The 22,771-nt window shown below is 65.3% G+C and carries 19 protein-coding genes and 2 tRNA genes; 14 read left to right on the top strand and 7 right to left on the bottom strand.

The annotated features are described in order from the left end of the window. Positions 1 to 79: 79 nt before the first annotated feature. Both CSQ93_RS23625 and CSQ93_RS23630 read left to right on the top strand, forming a co-directional pair. A complete protein-coding gene (locus CSQ93_RS23625; RefSeq protein WP_099380146.1) occupies positions 80 to 1,306 on the top strand; it encodes an exonuclease SbcCD subunit D C-terminal domain-containing protein in 1,227 nt (408 codons plus the stop codon). A 16-nt stretch (positions 1,307 to 1,322) separates the two neighbouring features. Continuing rightward, the gene (locus CSQ93_RS23630; RefSeq protein WP_099380147.1) at positions 1,323 to 5,081 is read left to right on the top strand and encodes an AAA family ATPase; all 3,759 of its coding nucleotides are present in this window, start codon (positions 1,323 to 1,325) and stop codon (positions 5,079 to 5,081) included. A 4-nt stretch (positions 5,082 to 5,085) separates the two neighbouring features. Here CSQ93_RS23630 and CSQ93_RS29255 read toward each other — a convergent pair whose 3' ends face one another. Then, positions 5,086 to 5,253 carry a hypothetical protein gene (locus CSQ93_RS29255; protein ID WP_168208539.1) on the bottom strand — a complete coding sequence of 56 codons (168 nt, stop codon included), beginning with the start codon at positions 5,251 to 5,253 and terminating at the stop codon, positions 5,086 to 5,088. A gap of 178 nt (positions 5,254 to 5,431) precedes the next feature. On the opposite strand from CSQ93_RS29255, the gene CSQ93_RS23635 reads away from it, so the two are divergent. From CSQ93_RS23635 to CSQ93_RS23655, 5 genes are all read left to right on the top strand, one after another. After that, entirely contained in the window at positions 5,432 to 5,641 is a 210-nt protein-coding gene (locus CSQ93_RS23635; RefSeq protein WP_034755039.1) for a hypothetical protein, read from the top strand. A 61-nt stretch (positions 5,642 to 5,702) separates the two neighbouring features. Continuing rightward, complete coding sequence (locus CSQ93_RS23640; RefSeq protein ID WP_099380148.1) at positions 5,703 to 6,524, top strand: hypothetical protein; 822 nt, start codon at positions 5,703 to 5,705, stop codon at positions 6,522 to 6,524. 59 nt (positions 6,525 to 6,583) lie between these two features. Further along, a complete protein-coding gene (locus CSQ93_RS23645) occupies positions 6,584 to 7,762 on the top strand; it encodes a methyltransferase (RefSeq protein WP_099380149.1) in 1,179 nt (392 codons plus the stop codon). Between the two features lie 46 nt (positions 7,763 to 7,808). After that, positions 7,809 to 7,885, top strand: a tRNA-Met gene (locus tag CSQ93_RS23650). A gap of 133 nt (positions 7,886 to 8,018) precedes the next feature. After that, positions 8,019 to 8,095, top strand: a tRNA-Met gene (locus CSQ93_RS23655). Between the two features lie 64 nt (positions 8,096 to 8,159). Here CSQ93_RS23655 and CSQ93_RS23660 read toward each other — a convergent pair. Further along, on the bottom strand, positions 8,160 to 8,774 hold the full coding sequence (locus CSQ93_RS23660; RefSeq protein ID WP_158301340.1) for a hypothetical protein: 615 nt from the start codon (positions 8,772 to 8,774) through the stop codon (positions 8,160 to 8,162). 272 nt (positions 8,775 to 9,046) lie between these two features. On the opposite strand from CSQ93_RS23660, the gene CSQ93_RS23665 reads away from it, so the two are divergent. The 6 genes from CSQ93_RS23665 to dbpA all read left to right on the top strand — a co-directional run bounded on the left by CSQ93_RS23665 (position 9,047) and on the right by dbpA (position 16,946). Next, positions 9,047 to 9,565, top strand: a complete 519-nt coding sequence (locus CSQ93_RS23665; protein WP_099380151.1) for a sigma-70 family RNA polymerase sigma factor — start codon at positions 9,047 to 9,049, stop codon at positions 9,563 to 9,565. A gap of 1 nt (position 9,566) precedes the next feature. Beyond that, positions 9,567 to 10,589, top strand: a complete 1,023-nt coding sequence (locus CSQ93_RS23670) for a FecR domain-containing protein (RefSeq protein WP_099380152.1) — start codon at positions 9,567 to 9,569, stop codon at positions 10,587 to 10,589. A 101-nt stretch (positions 10,590 to 10,690) separates the two neighbouring features. After that, entirely contained in the window at positions 10,691 to 13,186 is a 2,496-nt protein-coding gene (locus CSQ93_RS23675; protein ID WP_099380153.1) for a TonB-dependent siderophore receptor, read from the top strand. A gap of 116 nt (positions 13,187 to 13,302) precedes the next feature. Further along, positions 13,303 to 14,967 (top strand): acid phosphatase, encoded by a 1,665-nt coding sequence (locus tag CSQ93_RS23680; protein ID WP_099380154.1) that lies wholly within the window; start codon positions 13,303 to 13,305, stop codon positions 14,965 to 14,967. Between the two features lie 205 nt (positions 14,968 to 15,172). Further along, positions 15,173 to 15,409, top strand: coding sequence for a hypothetical protein (locus CSQ93_RS23685; RefSeq protein ID WP_099380155.1), 237 nt, complete (start codon positions 15,173 to 15,175; stop codon positions 15,407 to 15,409). Positions 15,410 to 15,518: 109 nt separating this feature from the next. Next, on the top strand, positions 15,519 to 16,946 hold the full coding sequence (dbpA, locus tag CSQ93_RS23690) for an ATP-dependent RNA helicase DbpA (protein WP_099380156.1): 1,428 nt from the start codon (positions 15,519 to 15,521) through the stop codon (positions 16,944 to 16,946). Here dbpA and CSQ93_RS23695 read toward each other — a convergent pair. The 4 genes from CSQ93_RS23695 to CSQ93_RS23710 form a co-directional block, all read right to left on the bottom strand. Next, positions 16,933 to 17,475: a hypothetical protein gene (locus CSQ93_RS23695; protein ID WP_099380157.1), complete on the bottom strand. Its 543-nt coding sequence runs from the start codon at positions 17,473 to 17,475 to the stop codon at positions 16,933 to 16,935. The genes dbpA and CSQ93_RS23695 overlap by 14 nt on opposite strands. Further along, complete coding sequence (locus tag CSQ93_RS23700) at positions 17,468 to 18,040, bottom strand: hypothetical protein (protein WP_158301341.1); 573 nt, start codon at positions 18,038 to 18,040, stop codon at positions 17,468 to 17,470. Before CSQ93_RS23700 ends, CSQ93_RS23695 begins: the two co-directional genes overlap by 8 nt. Positions 18,041 to 18,100: 60 nt before the next feature. After that, positions 18,101 to 19,483, bottom strand: coding sequence for a cysteine--tRNA ligase (gene cysS, locus CSQ93_RS23705; protein ID WP_099380159.1), 1,383 nt, complete (start codon positions 19,481 to 19,483; stop codon positions 18,101 to 18,103). 237 nt (positions 19,484 to 19,720) lie between these two features. Further along, positions 19,721 to 20,962, bottom strand: coding sequence for an MFS transporter (locus CSQ93_RS23710; protein WP_099380160.1), 1,242 nt, complete (start codon positions 20,960 to 20,962; stop codon positions 19,721 to 19,723). 126 nt (positions 20,963 to 21,088) lie between these two features. Between CSQ93_RS23710 and CSQ93_RS23715 the strand changes: the two genes are divergently transcribed. Continuing rightward, the gene (locus tag CSQ93_RS23715; RefSeq protein ID WP_099380161.1) at positions 21,089 to 21,919 is read left to right on the top strand and encodes an AraC family transcriptional regulator; all 831 of its coding nucleotides are present in this window, start codon (positions 21,089 to 21,091) and stop codon (positions 21,917 to 21,919) included. 42 nt (positions 21,920 to 21,961) lie between these two features. Here CSQ93_RS23715 and aqpZ read toward each other — a convergent pair whose 3' ends face one another. Beyond that, positions 21,962 to 22,651 (bottom strand): aquaporin Z, encoded by a 690-nt coding sequence (gene aqpZ / locus CSQ93_RS23720; RefSeq protein WP_034778070.1) that lies wholly within the window; start codon positions 22,649 to 22,651, stop codon positions 21,962 to 21,964. Between the last annotated feature and the right edge of the window lie 120 nt (positions 22,652 to 22,771).

Here is a 22,771-nt window from a genome sequence, read left to right on the forward strand (position 1 = left end):
AGCCGCTGGCGCCTGGCGCGAGTATGCCCCCTATCATTCCTGCTATATTGGCGCCTGTCTTCCCTACCCTTGGCCCACCATGCGCCTGCTGCACACTTCCGACTGGCATCTGGGCCAGACCCTGCACAATTTTGAAAGGGGCTACGAACACCAGCGCTTCCTCGACTGGCTGCTCGACACGCTCGTCGCCGAACAGGTCGACGCGCTGCTCGTCGCCGGCGACGTGTTCGACAATGCCAATCCTTCCGCCGCCTCGCAAAAGCAGTTGTATGTATTCCTGCAGCAGGCGCGCGCGCGCCTGCCCGCGCTGCAGCTGGTCGTCGTCGCCGGCAACCACGATTCGGCCGGCAGGCTGGAAGCGCCCGGCCCCCTGCTGGCCGCGCATGGCACGCACGTCATCGGCCATGTGCTGCGTGGCGACGATGGCCAGATCGACCTGGAGCGCCTGCTGCTTCCGCTTACCGGCAGCGATGGGCAAGTGCAAGCCTGGTGCCTGGCCGTGCCCTTCTTGCGCCCCGGCGACGTGCCGAAACTGCCGGCCGGCGACAGCCAGGACACCTACCTGGGCGGCATCGCCCTGCTGTACCGCCAATTGACGGACCTGGCGCTGGCGCGCCGCCAGCCCGGACAAGCCATCATCGCCTTGGGCCACTGCCACATGGTGGGCGGCGAAATGTCGAACGATTCCGAGCGCCGCATCGTCATCGGCGGCACGGAGATGCTGCCCTCGGGGATTTTCGATACCGCCATCGCGTATGCAGCGCTGGGCCATTTGCACAAGGCGCAGGCCGTGGGCGGCCAGGAGCACATCCGCTACTGCGGCAGCCCGATTCCCCTGTCCTTCGCGGAAGTACACTACCGCCACCAGGTGCTGTGCCTCGATATCGACGGCGACACCTTGCAGTCCGTGCGCGCCATCGAGGTGCCGCGCGCCGTCCCCCTCTTGCGCGTGCCCGCCACGCCGGCGCCGATTACAGAAGTGCTAGCGCAGCTGGTCGCCCTCGACGTCGCCGATTCCCCCGCCGAAGCGCAACCCTTCCTGGAAGTGCGCGTGCGCCTCGATGCGCCGGAACCGGGCCTGCGCACGCGCATCGAAACGGCGCTCGACGGCAAGCCGGTGCGCCTGGCGAAGATCGAAACGTCGAGCGCCGCGCGCAGCAGCGCACCCGAGAACATGACGCTCGACCAATTGGGCCAGCTGCAGCCCGACGACATCTTCCGCCGCCTGTACCTGCAAAAATACGGCAAGGAAGCACCACCCGAACAACTGTCGGCCCTGGCCGAACTGCTGCTGCCCGGCGCGTGAGCGCAACTGAAGAACCATGAAAATCCTGAAAATCAGCGGTAAGAACCTGGCCTCGCTGGCCGGCGAATTTGAAGTCGACTTCCAGCAGGAACCGCTGGCGTCATCCGGCCTGTTCGCCATCAGCGGTCCCACGGGCGCGGGCAAGAGCACCTTGCTCGACGCCCTGTGCCTGGCCCTGTACGACGCCACGCCGCGTTTGCTGAAAGTGCTGGGACGGGGCAGCGCGCTGCCCGACGTGGGCAAGGAAACCGTCAACGCCCAGGATACGCGCACCCTGCTGCGGCGCGGCACGCCGGACGGCTACGCGCAAGTCGATTTCGTCGGCAACGACGGCGCAAGCTACCGCGCGCGCTGGAGCGTGCGCCGTTCGCGCACCAAGGCGGAAGGCGCGCTGCAGGCGACCGCCATGAGCTTGCACCAGCTGCCCGCGCTGCAGCCCATCGGCGGCACCAAGACGGAAGTCAAGGAAGAAATCGAAAAGCGCATCGGCCTGTCGTTCGAGCAGTTTACGCGCGCCGTGCTGCTAGCGCAGAACGAATTCTCAACATTCCTCAAGACGGAAGACAATGAGCGGGGAGAATTGCTGGAAACCCTGACGGGCAGCAGCATCTATACCGACATTTCCATGCGCGCCTTCGAGCGGGCGAAAAAGGAAAAACAGGTCCTCGAACGCCTGGGCGAAAAGCTGGCCGACCAGCGGCCCCTGTCGCCGGAAGAACGGGCAGAAACGGCAACCTTGGGCGAAGCGGCCGAAGCGGCCCTGCAACACATCGACTTGCGCAAGGCCGTACTGGAACTGCAGCAGCGCTGGCACCAGGAGACGCACAAGCTGCAAAGCCAGGCAGCGGAGGCGCAAGCGACGCTCGATGGCGCGGATGCCGACCGCGCCGCTGTCGAAGAGCGCCGCGCGGCGCTGGCGCAGTGGGAATTGCTGCAGCCGGCACGGCCCCTGATCGACGACGTAGAGCGCCTGGCCGGCGAGATCGCCAGCACCGGCGCGGCGCTGGAAGCGTCGCGCCTGCAGGCCGCGCAAGCCGTGGCCAGCGAGACGCAACTGGCGCAGGCCGTGCAGCTGGCGGCAGCGGCCTTGCAGGCCAGGGAAGCGGCGCAGCGCGACGCGGCCCCCCTGCTCGACCAGGCAAAGGCGCTCGATGCCAGCATTGCAGCCCACTTGCCCGCGCACCGCCAGGCCAGGGAAGCGGCCCTGACGGCCGACCAGGCCAACGAGGCTGCGCGCGCCACCTTGCACGATCTGCAGCAGGGCCAGCAGGCCATGCAGGCGGAGCAGGAAACGGGCCGCCTGTGGCTGGCGTCGCACCAGCACTGGCAAGCGCTGGCCACGTCGTGGCAATTGTCGGACCAGTTGTTCGCCCAGGCCGGGCAAGCGGCCGCGCAAGCAGATGCGGCCGACGCCAGTATGGCAGCATCGGCGCGCCAGGTGCGCCTGGCCCTTGACGCCACCCAGGCGGCGCAGGCGGCGCAGGCCAGCGCCGCGGCCGTCCTGACGCTGCGCGATACCGAGCGACGCGAGGCGCTGGCGGCCATGCAAGCCATCGATGGCCAGGGGCTACAGGAACAGCGCGGCCAGCTGGAGACGCACGCGCGCATGTTGAGCAGCGCGGAAAAAACCTGGAGCGAACTGGCGCGCCAGCAGCAGGCGCTGGCGCACTGGCAAGCGAGGGCAGCCCAGCTGACGCAGGCCGCGCAAACGGAAAGCACGGCACTGGCGGCGGAAGCGGCGCAAACGGCGCTGCTGGAAGCGCGCCTGGCGCAGGCGGAAAAATCCTTGAAGGGCGCCGAAGCGGCATGCGCGGTCAGCGTCGAGCAGCTGCGGGCCAATTTGCAGGACGAGCAGCCCTGCCCTGTCTGCGGTGCGCTGGAACACCCGTACAGCCACGCCGATCACGCCTTGCAGGCGATGCTGGCCAGCTTGCAGGATGAGGTGCTGGATTGCCGCACGCAGGCGCGCGGCAATCTGGAACGGCTGGCCACGCACAAGGCGGCACTGGCCGCCCATATGCACGAACAGGCGCAGACGGCGGAAGAACTATCTGCACTGCCGTCCATCATCGACAGCCTGAATGCACAGTGGCAGCCGCATGCCAACACCCTGCAACTGCCGCAGGAAGAGCAGCGCGCGGACTGGTTCACACAGCAGCTGGCGGCCAATGCGGCAGGCTTGCAGGCGCTGGCGCAGCAGGAAACGGCGCTGCGCCAGGCCAGTACACTGCGCGAGCAGGCGCAGGCCGCGCATGAACTGGCGTCCAGCGACCACGCGCGCTGCACAAGCACCGTCGCCGAGGCGCAAGCGCGGCTGGCCCAGCTTCAGGCGCAGCAAGCGGGCAACGCCGACAAGGGCGAGACGGCGCGCGCCGCGCTTGATGCCTTGCTGGCACAGCTCGATGCCGCGTTTGCCGACGTGGAAGGCGCCGAAGGGTGGAAAGACAACTGGCGCGCCGGTCCCGCCGCCTTCCGCGCGGCGCGCGAAACAGAAAGCCGGCAATGGCTGAAACAGCAGGCGGACCAGGACCAGCGCAGCCACGCGCTGGCGACCCTGGCCGCGCAGCTGGAAGCGGCGCTGCTGGCCGCCGGCAAGGCGCAACACACGGCGCAGGAAGCCCACGCCGCCTTTGCGGCCGCCGATAAACAGCGCACGGCACTGCAAACGCAGCGCAGCGCGCTATGGCAGGGCCAGGCCGTGACCGAAGTGGAGCGCAGCCTGACAGACGCCATCGCGCAGGCCAAAGAACAGCTGGCGCAGCAGCAAACGGCGGCGCAGTCGGCCAGCCAGCAGCGCACGCGCCTCGATGAAGCGTGCGCGCAGCTGTCGCAGCGCCTTGCCACCCTGCGTGAACTGGAACACGGCGCCACCGTCACCCTGCACGACTGGCTGCAGCAGTTCCGGCAGCTTCACGCCGGCCACGCGCCCGCCACGCTCGACGCGCTGCGCGCGCGCCTGGCCGTCGCACCGGACGCCATGCGCGCCGAACGCGACGCCCTGCAAGTGATCGCCGACCGCCACACGACGGCGCTGTCCGTGCTGGCCGAACGCCGGCAGCGGCATGCGGACCATCTGGAGCGGCCACCGGAAGCGCTGGAAACGGACGAGGCCGTGCTGCAGGCAGCGCTCGACGCGCTTGGCGCCGAACGCCAGACAGCCAACCAGGAAGCGACGCGCTTGCGCCTGGCCATCGCGCAGGACGATGCGCGGCGCCACAGCGCGCAAGCGATGCTGGCGCAGATCGAGGCGCAAGCCGTCATCGAGCGGCGCTGGGCCAGCCTGAATGAATTGATCGGCTCGGCCGACGGCAAGAAATTCCGCAACTACGCGCAGCAATTCACCTTGGAAGTGCTGCTCGGTTATGCCAACGCGCACCTGAACCACCTGGCGCGCCGCTATCAACTGGAACGCATCGACAACCCGAACAATCCGTCGCTTGGCCTGATGGTGCGGGACCAGGACATGGGCGGCGAACTGCGCTCCGTGCATTCGCTGTCGGGCGGCGAATCGTTCCTCGTCTCGCTGGCCCTGGCGCTGGGCCTGGCCTCGCTGTCCTCGAACCGCGTGCGCGTGGAATCGCTGTTCATCGACGAGGGCTTCGGCAGCCTGGATACGGAAACCCTGCGCGTGGCCATGGATGCGCTCGACGGTCTGCAAGCGATGGGCCGCAAGGTGGGCGTCATCTCGCATGTACAGGAAATGACGGAGCGCATCGCCACCCGCATCCTCGTGCAGCCGGGCTCCGGCGGCAAGAGCGTAGTGACGGTGCGCTGAGTCGCTAGCGGCTGGCCGGCTCCCGGCACAACTTGAGCATATCCCAGCCCAGTTCACGGCGGATCTGCTCGGGGTCGGGCGGGGGCCGGCGTTGTGCCAGCTCCGCTTTCAGCCACTTCCTGACCAGCTCTTTGGCGGGCTGTACAGGCTTTTCCTTGTCATGCTTGTCCATGGTGCTACCTCTTCAATGGCGGTCAGACGACCTCCTATATACGCTCAACGTCACGGCGCGGATTCAGTTGACGCGCGCGTGGCGCAGATGCAACAACGTGTAACGATGGCCGGAGTGCGTTAAAATCGCCGCCTTCGCGTAGAGGAACTCTACGCCCCGCAACAGTTCAAGGAAACCCATGAAAGCCGCCCGCAGCCTCACCTTCAAGTGCGTAAAATGTCACAAATCCATGCAGGTCTACCTGCAAAAAGTCTCCGCCTGCTCGCATATCCAGCCGTACCAGGGCATTTGCGCATGCGGCGAACTCAAGCGCCACGCCACGGGCCAGGCAGATGCCGTCAAATCCTACCTGGAGTCGGCAGACGGTAGCTGGTCGCACCACCACTAATGGTTAAAGAATGGGCGTAGAACGCCGTTAATAACGGTACTTCGCTCATTGAGAAACCGCCATGTCCCAGCTTCCCGCACTTGCCAGCCGTCAACCCGCCTCGAATACGCTGGCTGGCCAGCAGCCGTCCCGCACGGGCAGCGGCGCCACGGGCCTAGCCGCTTTGCCCCTGATGCAGCGCACGGCGCAAGACGTGGTGGCCCTGTCGAAGAATGGCCTGGACCTGTCGGCCAAAGGGCTGGAGCAACGCACGGACGCGCTGGGCAACGCCACTGTCGACGTGGCGCAGGATTTTCTCTCCACCATGACGCGCAAGATGTTCGGCGACGGCGCCAGCGTCGCCTTCGATTCGGTCGACCTGCAGGCCGGAGCCAGCTTCAGCAGCGGCAGCGCCAGCGTCTCGGGCGCGGGCGGCAGCAGCCGCGCGGCCGCCTTCAGCCTCGATGAAAACGCGCACTTCATCGGCAAGGGCAAGATCACGACGGCCGATGGCCAGACCTTCGACTTCGAAGTGGAAGTGCAATATCAATCGAACATCAGCGCGGGCATGCTTGAGCAAAACCAGGACGTAACGCCGGAAGCCACAGCATCCGATGACGGCGCCCTGCCCGCCAAAGAATTGCCCGACACGCATTTCGCCGGCAATCTGCACGACCTGTTCAAGCTGCTGGGCCAACAATTGCAAAGCAATCTCTATCAGGGCACGTCCGATGGCGCCAGCGCCAAGGATGGCGACCTGGCGGGCAGCCTGAGCTTGCGTTTGCTCAAGCTGGTGCAGCCGGACGCAGCGGTCGAAGCCCACAAGGAAGAGCAGGCGCGCGCCCGTGCGCTGGCACTCGCCTATGGCACCGACACCGCTAGCAGCACGGCCAGCAACGTATAATGGAAGACGGCCTGCGCAGGCGACCATGCCGCGCGCCCACCTTCTATCGATTGAATCCCATGTCCGACACTTCTTCACCTACCGTTCATCCGCAGATCCACTGGAGCGAAAACGGCGCCGAGCATTCGGCCCGCTGGCGCTCGGAAAGCGGCATGCCGCCGCCCAAGCGCGTCGTCATCGCCGATGACCGCACGACGGCCGACCAGGCTTACCGCCTGGCCTGCGAAGGCACGGCCATGCTGTGGCGCGGCGACTTCCAGAATGCGCGCCAGCTGCTGCAGGCGCTGGCGCGGCGCGCCGACCACAAGAACGACAAACCGAGCAAGAAGGCCAAGGCCGCCAAGCTCGTAAAACCGGAACCGTCCGCTACGGAAGCCTTCCACTTGCACCGCCAGGCGCAGTCGCAGCGCGCCCGTACCCTGGCCATGCTGCTGCTGCCTTTCGATGCCGATTACACGATCCCGTTGCGCCGCGCGCCGGACGTGAAACTGGCGTGCAATGAAGCGTATGGCCGCGGTGAAGAGCCGTTTATCGCATCGCTGCGCGAACTGCTGGGCCTGATCGGCGCGCACGAATGGCGCCGCACGGGCGTGGAACTGCCAGCCCTGGGCCAGCGCATCCACCCGCATTACGGCGTCTTCGCGCCCATCCGCGGCGAATACGTGGGCCTGGTAGCCGATGCGCCGCTGCCTGCGCGCGCCAAGCTGGCCTTCGATATCGGTACGGGCACGGGCGTGCTGGCCGCCGTGCTGGCGCAGCGCGGCATCCAACGCATCGTCGCCACCGACCAGGACCCGCGCGCCCTGTCCTGCGCACGCGAAAACCTGGCGCGCCTCGATTTGATCGACAAGGTCGACGTGGTGCAGGCGGACCTGTTCCCCGCCGGCCGCGCCCCGCTCGTCGTGTGCAATCCGCCATGGCTGCCGGCCCGCCCCAGTTCGCCGATCGAATACGCCGTCTACGATCCGGACAGCCGCATGCTGCGCGGCTTCCTCGCCGGCCTGGCCGACCACCTGGAGCCAGGCGGCGAAGGCTGGCTGATTTTATCGGACCTGGCCGAGCACCTGGACCTGCGCCCGCGCGCGCAATTGCTCGAATGGATACAACAGGCGGGCTTGAAGGTCATCGACCGCCTGGACGTGAAACCCACGCACCCGCGCGCGCAGGATGCGACGGACAGCCTGCACGCGGCCCGCTCGCAGGAAATCACGTCGCTGTGGCGCCTGGCGGCAGCGTAATCCAGCCAGCCATTGCGCATTGCAGCAAACCCCGCTATAATTCGCCTGCGGGGTGGAGCAGTCTGGCAGCTCGTCGGGCTCATAACCCGAAGGTCACAGGTTCAAATCCTGTCCCCGCAACCAATATATGAAAGCCGCTGATTCTTGCAAAGGGATCGGCGGCTTTTTCCATTGCGGCGCAGTATGTCCATGCCCCACATGCACACCAAATGCATTGCGCGCTTTCGCAATGCAACAAACTCGGTTATAATTCGCCTGCGGGGTGGAGCAGTCTGGCAGCTCGTCGGGCTCATAACCCGAAGGTCACAGGTTCAAATCCTGTCCCCGCAACCAATACATAAAAACCGCTGACTCCTGCAAAGGAATCAGCGGTTTTTTCATTCCAGGCCTGGTCCGCTCACGCGGTGATGGTAACGCTGGCCCTGATCTGCCTGGCCGCCGCATGCAGGCTGGCCGCCACCCGTTCCAGCTTGTCGGCGCCCGCCGTTTCGGCCAGCGCGGCAAAGGCGCTGATATGAAACGTAGCCACCATCGCCGGCGACACTTCCAGCTCCAGCGCCGTCTTGCTCAATTCCGTCGACGCCTCGAGGTAAGGCTCGCTGCCCGCCTCGAACGCCTGCTTCGTTTCCAGCAATTCCTGGCCGCCCTCCGCCTTGGCCAGGCAAGCGTCGACCTTTTGCTGGAAGGCCGGCAAGGTATCGCGCACGGGGCCGGGTTCAGGCGCTGCTTCGGGTTCCGCTGGCGCAGGAGCGGCTGCGGCCGGCTTGTCCGCCACCGGTATGTCGCGCAAGGTCAGCCAGCGCTCGACGGCGAGGAAATCGGCAAACGGCTCGGCCACCTTGGGATTCATCAGCCAGACCTCGCCCGTGCGCCAGTCGATCCGGGCACCGCGCTCATTTCGCGCCAACAGGATATCCTTGCCGCCATCGGCATTCGACACGCGGCCGATGTCGAGCCAGTTCATCAGTTCCGCCTGGCGCGACATCGCGTTGACCCGGTGAAAAAAGGCCAACCATAAGAATCTGGCGACCAGGAGAACCAGGGCACCGCCAACCATCCACATCATTTTTCGCTCCGCACCACATCGACAAGCCGCATTTTCTCACATGAAAGCTTGCGCCAAGGAAACTTTTACATCTGCCGTGCGCGGACGCAAATCCGGCGCCGTGCGCAGCCTGGACACGCAGTCGCATTTCAGCAACGCCGCGTTTTCCTGATTGCCGGGTGCGCGCCGCTAGGCTATTATGAGAACAATTCTCATTTAGATTAAACCAGACTGTACGCATGCTGTCCGCCCCTTCCCCGCCATCCGATTTCCAGGCCCTGTATGCCGAGCACCACTCCTGGCTGCTGCACTGGCTGAAACGCCGCCTGCACGATGCGGGGCTGGCGGGCGACCTGGCGCAGGATACCTTCATCAAGATCTTCGTTGCGCGCAGCAGTGCCGGGATCGCGCAGCCGCGCCCCTTCCTCGCCACCATCGCCAAGCGCCTGCTGGCCAATCACTGCCGGCGCGAAGCGCTCGAACGGGCCTACCTCGACGCCCTGCTGCACCAGCCGCAAGCCTGCACGCCTTCGCCGGAAGCGATGTCCCTCCTGCTCGAATCGCTGCAACTGATCGACCGCGCGCTGGACCAGCTGTCCGCCAGGGCCAGGGCCGCCTTCCTTCTGGCCCACCTGGATGGCATGACCTATGCCGAGATCGCCGCCGAACTGGGCACCAGCACGCATTCCGTCAAAAAATACCTGAGCAAGGCCAACCTGCTGTGCTTTTTTGCCGTGCCCGATTTTGCCTCGCCCTGACATGCGCGGCGCCACCGTCTACGCCCAGGGCCAGCCCATCGACCTGGCCATCGCCATGCAGGCGGCCGAATGGCTGGCCACCCTGATGAGCGGCGCAACAACGCCGGCGGAAAAAGCGGCCTGGCACGAGTGGCGCCAGGCGCACCCCGACCATGAACGGGCCTGGCAACACATCGAAAGCGTCAGCGGCGGCTTGCGCGAACTCGATGCGCAGGCCAGCCGCAAGGCGCTGCTGCAAGGTCCCGGTTCGCGCTCGCGCCCTGCCTCGACTATCTCGCGCCGCGGCAGCCTGCAACTGCTGGCGTGGGTATCGGCCATCGGCCTCACGGGCTGGTTCGGCGCGCGCTCGGACTCTGCGCCCGACATGGCCCGCGCCGCGCTGGCCGACCTGTCCACGGGCGTGGGTGAGCGCCGCGAGCTGACCCTGCCCGACGGCAGCCGTCTGCACCTGAACAGCGGCAGCGCCGTGAATATCCGCTTTAGCGGCACGCAGCGCCTGCTGCAACTGGTGCAGGGCGAAGTCTTCATCGCCACAGCCCGCGAAACGGGCCGCCCTTACCGCCCCTTCCTCGTCGACACCGCGCAAGGCCAGGCGCAGGCGCTGGGCACGCGCTACTCGGTGCGCCAGGCGGATGGCAGCACCCTGGTCGCCGTCGAGGAAGGCGCCGTCCGGCTGATGCCGCGCCATGGCGACGCCAGTCCGGTGCTCCGCGCGGGCCGGGGCGGCGGCATGACGGCGCAGGGCACCCTGCCCGCGCACGCCATCTCGCCCGACATCTGGGCCTGGCGCCAGGGCTTGCTGCTGGCCGACGCCATGCCGCTGCGCGACTTCCTGCATGAACTGAGCCGGTACCGCCACGGCTTGCTGGGCTGCGACGATGCCGTCGCCGGCCTGCGCATTTCCGGCGTCTTCCCGCTGGCCGACCTGGACGCCGTGCTGCTGTCGCTGCCCGATTCGCTGCCGGTGGACGTGCGCCTGCGCACGCGCTACTGGGTGCAGGTGGAAGCGCGCCAGCCGCGCTGAAAATATATTTTGACGCTGGCGCAAAAAAAAGTACCCGCTTTCGATTCTCGCGTGACCTGTGTAGGCAACGTTCTTTTTGACGACTACACCACAAGGTAACCATGTCTCTTGCCATTCATTCCAAGCCGCGTATCAAACCCATGGCGTATGCCATCGAGCTCCTCTTCATCGGTTCGGCCCTGCTGCTGAACGCCCAGGCGCCAGCCCTGGCGCAGGAAAGCGCCGCAGCGCCAGCCACCAGTCAGGATTTCCAGGTGCCGGCCGGCGACCTGGCGGCGGCGCTGCGCCAGGTCGCCAGCCAGTCGCGGGTCATTCTCAGCTTCACGCCGGAACAGACGCGCGGCAAAACGTCCGCAGGCTTGAGCGGCCGCCACGACGTGCTGGCCGCCCTGAACGGCGTGCTGCGCGGCACGGGCCTGAAGGCCGAGCGCAGCGCCAACGGCAGTTATGTGCTGCGCCCGGCCGATGCCGCGGCGGGCGGCGAAGCGCTGTCGATGATGCCGGAAGTGTCGGTCAAGGCGAAGCAAGATGCGACGGAAGGCTCGGGCGCGTATGTCTCCACCCTGCCGATCGCCACGGCCACGCCGCTGGGCCTGTCCGTGAAGGAAACGCCGCAATCGGTCAGCGTCATCACGCAGCAGCGCATGCAAGACCAGGGCTTGAGCACCATCGCGCAAGTGATGGCGCAAACGCCGGGCATCACGCTGTATTCGCTGGGCAGCGAACGCACGGGCTTTACTTCGCGCGGCTATTCGATCACCAATTACCAGCTCGATGGCGTCAGCACGCACTCGGAAACCATGGGGCTCAATGCGATACCGTCGCAAAGCCTGGCCGACATGGCGCTGTACGACCGCATCGAAGTGCTGCGCGGCGCCTCGGGCCTGATGACGGGCGCGGGCGATGCCTCGGGCACCATCAACATGGTGCGCAAAAAGCCGACGGCGCAGTTCCAGGCGTCCGTCGAAGGCGAGCTCGGTTCCTACGATGAGCGGCGCGGCATGGCCGACATCGCGGGTCCGCTGAACGAGGCGGGCACCGTGCGCGGCCGCCTGGTGACGGTGTACGAGGAAGGCGACAGCATCGTCGACGGCTACAACCGCGACAAGAAAGTGGTCTACGGCGTGGTCGAGGCGGACCTGTCCGCCGACACGAAGCTGACGGCCGGCGTCACGCACCAGCGCAAGCGCACGAATGGATCTTTGTCCTACCTGGGCTTTCCTCTGTTCTACAGCAACGGCGCCATGACGGATCTGCCGCGCTCCTTCAGCCCGGCGGCCAAATCGAACCGCTTCGACACCAATTCGACCGACCTCTTCGCCACTGTGGAACACGCGCTGGCAAACGACTGGAAGCTGAAAATATCGGCCAACCGCGTGCAGTCGTCGCAGGAAGAGCGCGCCGTCTACCTGAACGTCAGTGGCGGCTTGCCCGACCAGGCCACGGGCGATGGCCTGCGCTTGAACGCCGACTACCGCGACTACCAGCTCCAGATCAACAGCGTGGATGTGAATGTGCGCGGACCGTTCAGCGCATTCGGCCGCCAGCACGAACTGGTGCTGGGCATGGACTACAGCGAATTTCAAAGCACGACGGATGCCCGTTTCGACAAAAACATCGAGCGCACGCCCGCCAACCTGTACCGCTGGAATCGCACGGCGACGCCCGTGTTTGGCGGCACCTATGGCACCAACGACAGCACGCGCCGCCAGGCCAGCGTGTATGCCGCCACGCGCCTCCACCTCTCCGAGCGCCTGAAATTGATCGCCGGAGCAAAAGTGCTGCGCTACGACGAAAACTACATCTCGGACACGCCTGCCGAGTCCTATTACAACGCGGCGCCAGCCTCGGAAAGCCGCGTCGTCACGCCGTATGGCGGCCTGGTGTTCGACATCGACGGCACGCACAGCGCCTACGCCAGCTACTCCACCATCCATCAGCCGCAAGCATCGCAAGACCGCTACGGCAAGCTGCTGGCGCCGCGCGAAGGCAAGACCCTGGAAGCGGGCGTCAAGAGCGGCTGGTTCGATGGCCGCCTGAACACGGCCGCCGCGCTGTACCAGATCCGCCAGAACAATCTGGCCGAGTCGGATCCCGGCTACACCGTACCCGGCACGAACAATCCCGCCAACCGCACCATCCAGGGCGCCGAAACCCAGGGCGTGGACCTGGAAGCGACGGGCGCACTGACGCCGGACTGGAACATCTCGGCCTCGTGGTCGTACAGCCAGACGGAAAACAATGAAGGCAAGGCCATCCTGAGCACCTTTCCGCGCCACCTGGTGAAACTGTGGACAACTTACCGCCTGCCCGGCGAGCTGCATCGCCTGACGGTGGGCGGCGGCATGAACTGGCAGAGCCGCGTGTATTCCGACATCGACGCATGGCAGATCAAGAGTACCCTGCACTGGGAACAGAAGGCGTACTCGGTGGCCAGCCTGATGGCGCGCTACGACGTCAACGACAAGCTGTCGGCCACCGTCAACGTGTCCAACCTGTTCGACAAGCAGTACACGGCCTCGATCTCGGACTGGTGGTACTCGGCCATGTATGGCCCGGCGCGCAAGGTGGCATTAAGCGTGCGCTATCAATTCTAGGCCGGGCTGAATATTTCACATTGGCGCAGGGCCGGTGATACAATTTTCCCGCTTCACGGGCGTTGCCGGCGATTGCCGTCAACGCCCGTGCCCATAGAGACACCCAAGGAGAATGTGTGAAGGACCTCGCCCCCGCCCTGCCAGCCGATCCGGCCGACCAACCCGCCAATCCCTCGCGCCGGCGCATCTTCCAGGCTGCTTCCGCAGTCGGCCTGGCCGCCAGCCTGCCAGCGCTGGCCGACGCCGCGCCAGCCCAAAAGACCATCGCCAAAGGTTCGCTCGACGCGAAACTCAAGGCGCACGTCAAGAACGTGGTCGTGATCTACCTGGAAAACCGCAGCTTCAACAACCTGTTCGCCAACTTCCCCGGCACCAGCGCCCCCCTGTCCGCCGTCACGGCCGAACAGGCGCAGCAGCTGGACCGCGACGGCAAGCCGCTGGCTACCCTGCCGAAAATCTGGGGCGGCCTGGTGCCGAACCAGCAAAATATCGGCGGCATCGATTACCTGATCAAGGAAGACCAGATTTCCGGCCTGCCGAACGCACCCTACAAATTGAGCGATGCGGCCGGCAAGCCCCTGCCCGAGAGCATCATCACGCGCGACCTCGTACACCGCTTCTATAACAACCAGATGCAGATCAACGGCGGCAAGAACGACGGCTTTGCCGCGTGGGCCGACAGCGGCGGCCTGGTGATGGGCCACTACGGCGAAACGTCGAAAAACCTGAACCTGTGGCAGATCGCCGAGCAGTACACCCTGTGCGACAACTTCTTCATGGCGGCCTTCGGCGGCTCCTACATGAACCACCAGTTCCTGGTGACGGGCCGCGCCAACGAATACTTCAATGCTTCCGAGACGGCAGCGAAGAAAAAGATCGCCGTGCTGTCCGACGGCCCGCAAGGCGTGCGCCTGGCGATCTCGCCCGACTGCCCCGCCTCGGCACTGGACGGCAAACCGAAATACGTCAATGACGGCGCCCTCACGCCGGACGGCTACGCCGTCAACACCATGGCGCCGCCCTACCAGCCAAGCTACATCCGGCCCGCGTTTGACGGCGACCCGCTGCATGCCGACCCGGCCGACGCGAATACCCTGCCGCCGCAAACCTACGACACCATCGGCGACCTGCTGTCGCGCAAGGGCGTCAGCTGGGCGTGGTATGGCGGCGGCTGGCAAGCTGCGCTCGACCACAAGGGCGGCGGCAGCAAGCCGAACTTCCAGTTCCACCACCAGCCGCTGAACTACTTCAAGCAGTTCGCGCCAGGCACGGCGGCGCGCGCCGAGCACCTGCGCGACGGCGGCACAGGCGACAGCCCCATCTCGAACAAATTCCTCGCCGCCGCCGTGGCGGGCAAGCTGCCGGCCGTGACCTTCTACAAGCCGCAGGGTAATCTGAACCTGCACGCCGGGTACTCGGATATCGAATCGGGCGACCAGCACGTGGCCAACGTCATCCAGCATCTGAAGGAATCGCCGCAGTGGAAAGACATGATCGTGGTGATCACGTTCGATGAAAACGGCGGCTGGTGGGATCACGTGGCGCCGCCAAAAGGCGACCGCTGGGGTCCGGGTACGCGCATTCCCGCCATCGTCATCTCGCCGTACGCGAAGAAAGGCGCCGTCGACCACAGTTTTTACGACACGACGTCGATCCTGCGCCTGATCACGCGCCTGCACGACCTGCCGCTGCTCGAAGGCCTGAAAGTGCGCAATGACGCCTTCGCGTCCCGTGGCGCGCTGCCGCCGGGCGACCTTACTGGCGCTCTGAGCTTCCGCTAAGCCACCCACAATGCGGCACGCCTGTGATACACTGCGTGCCGCACTTAAATCCGCAGGACAAGTTTTCCTGCAGCTTGTCCCAACAATGAGCCCGACTCCAGTAGCCGGGCTTTTGTTTTGTGGATGAAGTTAAAGCGTATAGACATAGGCAGGCAGCACCTTGCCCGCCCCCTGGCTTTCGCAGGCCAGGGACTGAGGTTAGCAAATGAGAGACAAAAAAGACAACGCCACCATCGACTTGCCCGGCTTCGGCCCGCCGCCAGCGCACGATGCGCCAGAGCCGGCGCCGGAGCCGCAGCGCCGCGCGCGCGCGCGCAAGGTGGCTTTGAAGCAGGTGCAGCTCGAATTGCTGGAGCCGACCGACGCCACGGGCTTGCCCGTATGGACGCGCGACGCCGGACTCGATCTCACCGGTTTGCCCATCTGGGCTCCCGATACCTGATTTCCCAACGCGGGCGGCCGTTTGCCGCCGGCTTCATCACCATCCGCACAAGGGCGTAGAACGCCTGTAGACTGTGCCCATCCACCCGCTTTTTACCGGCTCCGCCCCTATGAACACCACCACTGCCACTACCACTTCTTTTTCCAGCCTGCCGCTGACGCCCGCCTTTTTGGCCAATCTGGACTCGCTCGGCTACCACGAGATGACCACCATCCAGGCGCAAAGCCTGCCGGCGGTGCTCGATGGCCGCGACCTGATCGCCCAGGCGAAAACGGGCAGCGGCAAGACCGCCGCCTTCGGCATCGGCATCCTGCACAAGCTCAATCCGGCCTGGTTTGCCGTGCAAGGCCTGGTGCTGTGCCCCACGCGCGAACTGGCCGACCAGGTGGCCAATGAGCTGCGCCGCCTGGCCCGCGCGGCCGGCAACATCAAGATCCTGACCCTGACGGGCGGCGCGCCGATGCGTCCGCAAATCGCCTCGCTGGAACACGGCGCCCACATCGTCGTCGGCACGCCGGGCCGTTTGCGCGACCACCTGGGCCGCGGCACCATCAACCTGAATCACGTGCAAACGCTGGTGCTCGATGAAGCGGACCGCATGACGGACATGGGCTTTTACGAAGAAATCGCCGGCATCGTCAGCGCCTGCCCGGCACGCCGCCAGACCTTGCTGTTCTCGGCCACGTATCCGGAAGACATCCGCCGCGCCACGGCATCGTTCCTCGTCAATCCGCTGGAAGTGACGGTCGAGGCGCAGCACGACAACGAAAAGATCGAACAGCGCTTCTATGAAATCGGCTTCGACGAGCGCAATGGCGCCGTCGGCAAGCTGCTCAAGCACTTCAAGCCGGAATCGACCCTGGCCTTCTGCAACACCAAGGTGCATTGCCGCGAACTGGCCGAAGAACTGCGCCAGCAAGGCTTTTCCGCGCTGGCCCTGTACGGCGAGCTGGAACAGCGCGAGCGCGATGAAATCCTCGTGCTGTTCGCCAACCGCAGCTGCTCCGTGCTGGTGGCCACCGACGTGGCCGCGCGCGGCCTCGATATCTCCGACCTGGGCGCCGTGATCAACGTCGACGTGTCGAAGGACACGGAAGTGCACATCCACCGCATCGGCCGCACGGGCCGCGGCAGCAAGAAGGGCCTGGCCCTGTCGCTGTGTGCGCCGAACGAAAAAAAATGGGTCAAGCTGATCGAGCAATACCAGAACAGCGCCGCCGAATGGCACGACCTGAAGGAACTGGCCGAAGATGACGGCATGGAAGCGCTGCCGGCGCCAATGGTCACCCTGTGCATCATGGGCGGCAAGAAGGACAAGCTGCGTCCAGGCGACTTGCTGGGCGCGCTGACGGGCGACGCCGGTCTCACCAAGGAGCAAGTGGGCAAGATCAACGTGTTCGAGTTCATGACCTACGTGGCGCTGGACCGCAAGGTGGCAGAGGCTGCCTTCAAGCGCCTCAACGCAGGCAATACCCTGGGCCGCGACTTCGGCAACATCAAGGGCCGCAGCTTCAAGATGCGCTTTATCGAAGCGTAAGCACCGGCAAGGCACGCAGGGCCGCCATGGCCCTGCGTCCCGGATAATCTTCCCACACGGGATACTCCCGGCGGTAGTAGCAGTTCCAGTAGCTGATGGCGCGCCGCTCCAGGGTGGCCACATACGCGGGATTTTCCCGCAGGTAGCGCACCAGCGCCTGCGCATTCCAGGCCGGCAGCGCCGACCCGATTCTCTCGACAATCTCCAGCACGTACTCACCGCACAGGTGCACGACGAAGGGCACCGTCCATGCCCGCTCCTGCAGCAACAGCTGTTTTAAGCACGCTTCGCGCACGTGACCATCATGGTGGCGCGTGCCCAGGCACAGGGCGATCACGCCCGCGTCGCCGGGCAGCCGCGTGCAGGCCAGCAACCGCTCGCGGTCGTAATACGTGCGCGTCGGGATCCGCAAGGCCTGTCCATCCTGGCGCACGGCAAATGGCGGGTGCGCGTGGCTGCTCCCCAGCGCGGGCAGCAGCTGCGCCACCGTGCCGGCCAATGCGGCCGGAAAGGCATCCGCTTCAGCCATCGCCAGCTTCCTTGCACACCTTGCGCACGCCCAGCGCGGGTTTATCCACCTTTTCAAAGATCACATTCGAATACCATTCGGCAGGATCGCCTTCGGTGGGCTTGCCCAACGAGATATAAAAGCCGCCGTGGGTGAACAGGGCCGTGGTTTCCTTGCCGGGCTTGGCCGCCTGCAGGAAGATCGGCCAGGCCGCCCTGTCGACTGGCGTAAACCGCGCGGCCAGCAGCGCCAGCAGGCGCGCATGCGTGGCCGGCGCATACGGGAACAGGTACAGGTACTCGACCAGTTCACCGCCGTCCGCCAGGCGCGTAACGGCCGATGTCGCCGTATCCACTTCACTGCCAAAACGACAGAGCACCCCGCCGCTGTAGGCGAAATCGATGACGGTCGCCGGCGCGCACGCCTGCCGTTCGCGATCGATGCCGACGGGCGGCAGCGCGCGCACTTGCGCCAGCAGCGCCTCGCCGGAGGTGGCCAGCGCGGGAAAGCCGGGGCAGGCGCTGGCCGCCTGGACGGAGTTCGACAAGGCAAGGCAAAAACTCAATAGCAGCAAACGACGCTTCACGGCATCTCCAGTTTCATCAGGCGGCCATTATGCATGGCCGCCACAGATACGGCCACACGCTCACAGGGGACGCGCCTGCTGCCCCTGCGGCGTATCGTCGATGTCATAACCGGTCGCGCGCGCCAGGTCGCGCAAGCGGTCCGCCTCGGCCCACTGGCGCTGCGCGCGGGCGATGGCCCGTTCCGCCATCCACGCCTGCACCTTCTGCGGCACTGCCATCTGCGCCGGCTGCCAGGCCAGCAGATCGAGCCCCAGGGCAGCATCGAAGCGCGCCATGGTGGTCTTTTTGACGGCGTCCGGCAGCTCGCTTTTCAACAGTTCCCAGGCCACGGCCAGCGCGCGCGGGAAGTTCAGGTCATCGTTGATCTGCGCCGCGAAACGCGCCAGCCATGCAGGATCAGGAGCGGCCTCCCCCTGCGCTTCGCCAAGGCCATGTACGCTGACCCGCAGGCGCGCCAGGCCGCTGCTGGCGGCACGCAGGGCGTCGTCCGTGAAATTGAGGCTGCTGCGGTAGTGGGCGCCCAGGCACAGGTAGCGGTAGGCCAGCGGATCGACGCCCTGCTCCACCAGGCTTTGCAAGCGTAAAAAGTCGCCCGAGGATTTCGACATCTTCGCGTCCTGTGTTTTCAGGAAGGCACCGTGCAGCCAGAAGTTGGCCAGGCGCGTGCCGTGGCGCGCTTCCGTTTGCGCGATCTCGTTGCTGTGGTGGACGGCCACGTGGTCTTCGCCGCCGCAATGGATGTCGAAATACGCACCCAGGTGCTTTTCCGCCATGGCCGAGCATTCGATATGCCAGCCCGGAAAACCCAGGCCCCACGGGCTGTCCCATTCCATCTGCCGCTGTCCCGGCACGCCGCTGAACTTCCACAGCGCAAAGTCGCAGATGTCGCGCTTCTCGCCCAGGTCCACGCGCTTGCCCGCCTGCAGGCCGTCGCGGTTCAGGCGCGCCAGTTTTCCGTAACTGTCCTGGCGCGTCGTGTCGAAATAGATGCCGTCGTCCGTGCGGTAAGTGTAGCCCTTCGCTTCCAGGTCGAGAATAAATTCAATCTGCTCCGCGATGTGGTCCGTGGCGCGGCACCAGACTGTGGGCGGCAGGATATTCAGCGCGCGCAGATCGCCCTCGAACGCGCGAGTGAATTCGGCGGCGATATCCCAGGCCGACTTGCCGCTGCGGGCGCTGCGTGCCTCGATCTTGTCGTCGCCGCTGTCCGCATCCGATGTCAAATGGCCCACGTCCGTGATGTTCATCACGTGGCGCACCTGCAAGCCGTTGAACTCGAGCGCGCGGCGCAAGCCGTCGACGAACAGATAGGTGCGCAGGTTGCCGATGTGCGCATAGTCGTAGACGGTGGGGCCGCAGGCATACACGCCAGCCTTGCCGGGGGCGATGGTCTCGAAGGGCCGCAGGCTGCGGCTATACGTGTCGTACAAATGAAGTGTCATGCGGGACTTTCATGCGCGTTGCGGAAAAAGAAAATGGCCACAGGTTTTTCAACACTGTGGCCATCGGGATGAGGAGTAAAAGTTTAACGGCGCAGGGCCGCATCCTCGCGAAGCCAGGTACACGGACACAGCGCAGCGGCGGCGCGGTATGCAAGGACTGGATGGAGGATGGAAGAGATCATGGTGAGAATATCGCATGCGCACGGGCGGGCAGTCAAGCCCTCCCGCGACGCGGGCCTACTTTTTCGCCTGCTCGATATGCGGCAGCAGTACCGTCAGGATGCCCAGCAGCGGCAGGTAGGAGCAGATTTTATACACATAGGCGATGCCCGACACGTCGGCCAGGTGGCCCATCGCGGCGGCCGCGATGCCCGAGACGCCGAACATCAGGCCAAAGAAGATGCCCGCGATCATGCCCACCTTGCCCGGCACCAGTTCCTGCGCAAAGACGACGATAGCGGAAAAGGCGGACGAAATCACGAAACCGATGATCACCGTCAAGACGGCCGTCCAGAACAGGTCGACGTACGGCAGTAGCAGGGTAAATGGCGCGGCGCCCAGGATGGAAATCCAGATCACGCGCTTGCGGCCGATGCGGTCGCCGATGGGGCCGCCCATGAAGGTGCCGGCCGCCACCGCGGCGAGGAAGAGGAACAGATACAACTGGGCATCGCCGAGCGACAGGTGAAATTTGTCGATCAAATAAAACGTGTAATAGCTCGACAGGCTGGCCATGTAGATGTACTTCGAGAACACCAGCAGAGCCAGCACACCCAGCGCGCCAATCACCTTGTTGCGCGACAAGTTAGGGCCATGGCCGCCCGTCTTCGGCTTGAAGCTGGCCAGGTGGCCGCTATACCAGTGGCTGACCTTGTACAGCACGCCGATGGCCAGCACGGCCAGCAGGCTGAACCAGGCGACATTGCCGTGGCCACGGTTCACGATGACGGCCGCCGCCAGCAGGGGGCCCAGGGCGGAGCCGACATTGCCGCCCACCTGGAACAGCGACTGGGCAAAGCCGTAGCGTCCGCCGGACGCCATGCGCGCCACGCGCGACGCCTCCGGGTGAAAGGTCGAGGAACCGACGCCGATCAGGCCAGCGGCGATCAGCAGGGTCGGGAAGGTCGAGACGATGGACAACATCAGCACGCCGGCCAGGGTAAAGCACATGCCGACTGGCAACAGGAATGGCAGCGGACGGCGGTCCGTGTACAAGCCGATCCACGGCTGCAGCAACGATGCCGTGCACTGGAACGTCAGGGTAATGAGGCCGACCTGGGTAAAACTGAGTGAAAACTCGGCTTTCAGCATCGGATAAATCGACGGCAATAATGCCTGGATCAAGTCATTGAGCAAATGCACGAAGGCGACAGCGCCCAGGATGTGCATGGCCAGACCGGATTGTTGTTGGGAACTTTGAAGCGAGGGAGCCGCCGGCACGGGCGTGGCCAATGCTGGGGCAGGTGTAGTTGTGTGCATGTGTCATCCGCAATAATCGGGCACGGCGGCGGCCCGGCAAAGAAGCCAGTATAGTATGGTCGCTGAACTGATAACTTCCAATAATCGTCGCCCAAGTGACAACCAAGAGACAAGCCAACGCCCCACATGTACACCCAGCAACCCGCCCAGACCCATCCCGATGGCGTGCCGTTCAGCCGCAGCACCAGCTCGCACGATTACCAGCACGTGCCGCGCCCCGTGACGGCCATGTCCAGACAATATGCGGCGGGCGACTACACGGCGCCGCACAGCCATGTGCGGGCGCAACTGCTGTATGCGACGGAAGGCGTGATGCGCGTCTCCACCGGGCACGGCGTGTGGATCCTGCCGCCGCGGCGCGCCCTGCTGATCCCCGTGGGCGTCGTGCACGAAGTCCACATCTTGAGCGAACTGAGCATGCGCACCGTGTACATCGATGCGCAGGTGGCGGCCCAATATGGCCCCGATTGCAAGGTACTGGAAGTGAGCCGGCTATTGCGCGAGCTGATCCTGGCCTTGCTGGCCGAACCGATCGAATATGCGCTGGCGGGACGCGGCGACTGGCTGGCGCACCTGATCCTGTCGGAACTGGCGGTGGCCGATACCGTGCCCCTCGCCATCCCCTGGCCGCGCGACCGGCGCCTGGTGGCCGTCTGCTCTGCCATCATGGAAGCGCCCGGCAGCCGGCGCAGCATCGAGGAGTGGGCGCAGGATGCGGGCGCCAGCGCGCGCACCTTGATCCGTTTATTCCCCAAGGAAACGGGCTTGCATTACCGCCAATGGCTGCAGCAAGTCCACCTGGCCGAGGCCTTCTGCCGCCTGGACCGGGGCGAAGGCGTGGCGGCCATCGCCTATGCGCTGGGTTACGCCAGCCCCAGCGCCTTCAGCGCCATGTTCCGCCGTATCCTGGGCCGCACGCCGCAACACTACCTGAGCGAGTGGCGCGCCGCCGATTAAACGGAAAAAGCAGCCCGCAGGCTGCTTTTTACATATTAAAACTTACTCTTTTTCGCCCGCAATCAAGCGGTAGGCCAGCGCGCCCAGCAAGGCACCGATGATCGGTGCCAGCCAGAACAGCCACAACTGGCTCGTGGCCCAGTCGCCCACGTACAGGGCCACGCCCGTGCTGCGGGCCGGGTTGACGGAAGTATTCGTGACGGGAATGCTGATCAGGTGGATCAGGGTCAGCGCCAGGCCGATCGGCAGCGGGGCAAAGCCGGCCGGCGCGCGCTTGTCGGTGGCGCCCAGGATGACGATCAGGAAGAACATCGTCAGCACGATTTCAATGACCAGGGCCGACAGCATCGAATAACCGCCCGGCGAGTGGGCGCCGAAGCCGTTCGAGGCAAAGCCCTTGCTGACATCGAAACCGGCCTGGCCGCTGGCGATCACGTACAGCACGCCGCCGGCCACGATGGCGCCCAGCACTTGCGCGATGATGTATGGCAACAGTTGATTGGCGGGGAAGCGGCCGCCGGCCCACAGGCCGATCGACACGGCTGGGTTCAGGTGGCAGCCCGAGATGTGGCCGATGGCGTAGGCCATGGTCAGCACCGTCAGGCCAAATGCCAGCGCCACGCCGGCAAAGCCGATACCGAGGCCGGGAAAAGCGGCGGCCAGCACGGCGCTGCCGCAACCGCCCAGAACCAGCCAGAACGTGCCGAGAAACTCGGCGCCATATTGTTTCATGATGTATTCCTTTAAATAGTCGAGAAAACGTACCAGGGGACGACCAGTCAGACCGCTCATTGAGCTCGCCCTCACCGCATGGTGATGGCAAGGCAAACACCAGCAAAGTACGGCTACGCA

It is taken from the genome of Janthinobacterium sp. BJB426, from assembly GCF_002735705.1.
Taxonomy (GTDB): domain Bacteria; phylum Pseudomonadota; class Gammaproteobacteria; order Burkholderiales; family Burkholderiaceae_D; genus Janthinobacterium.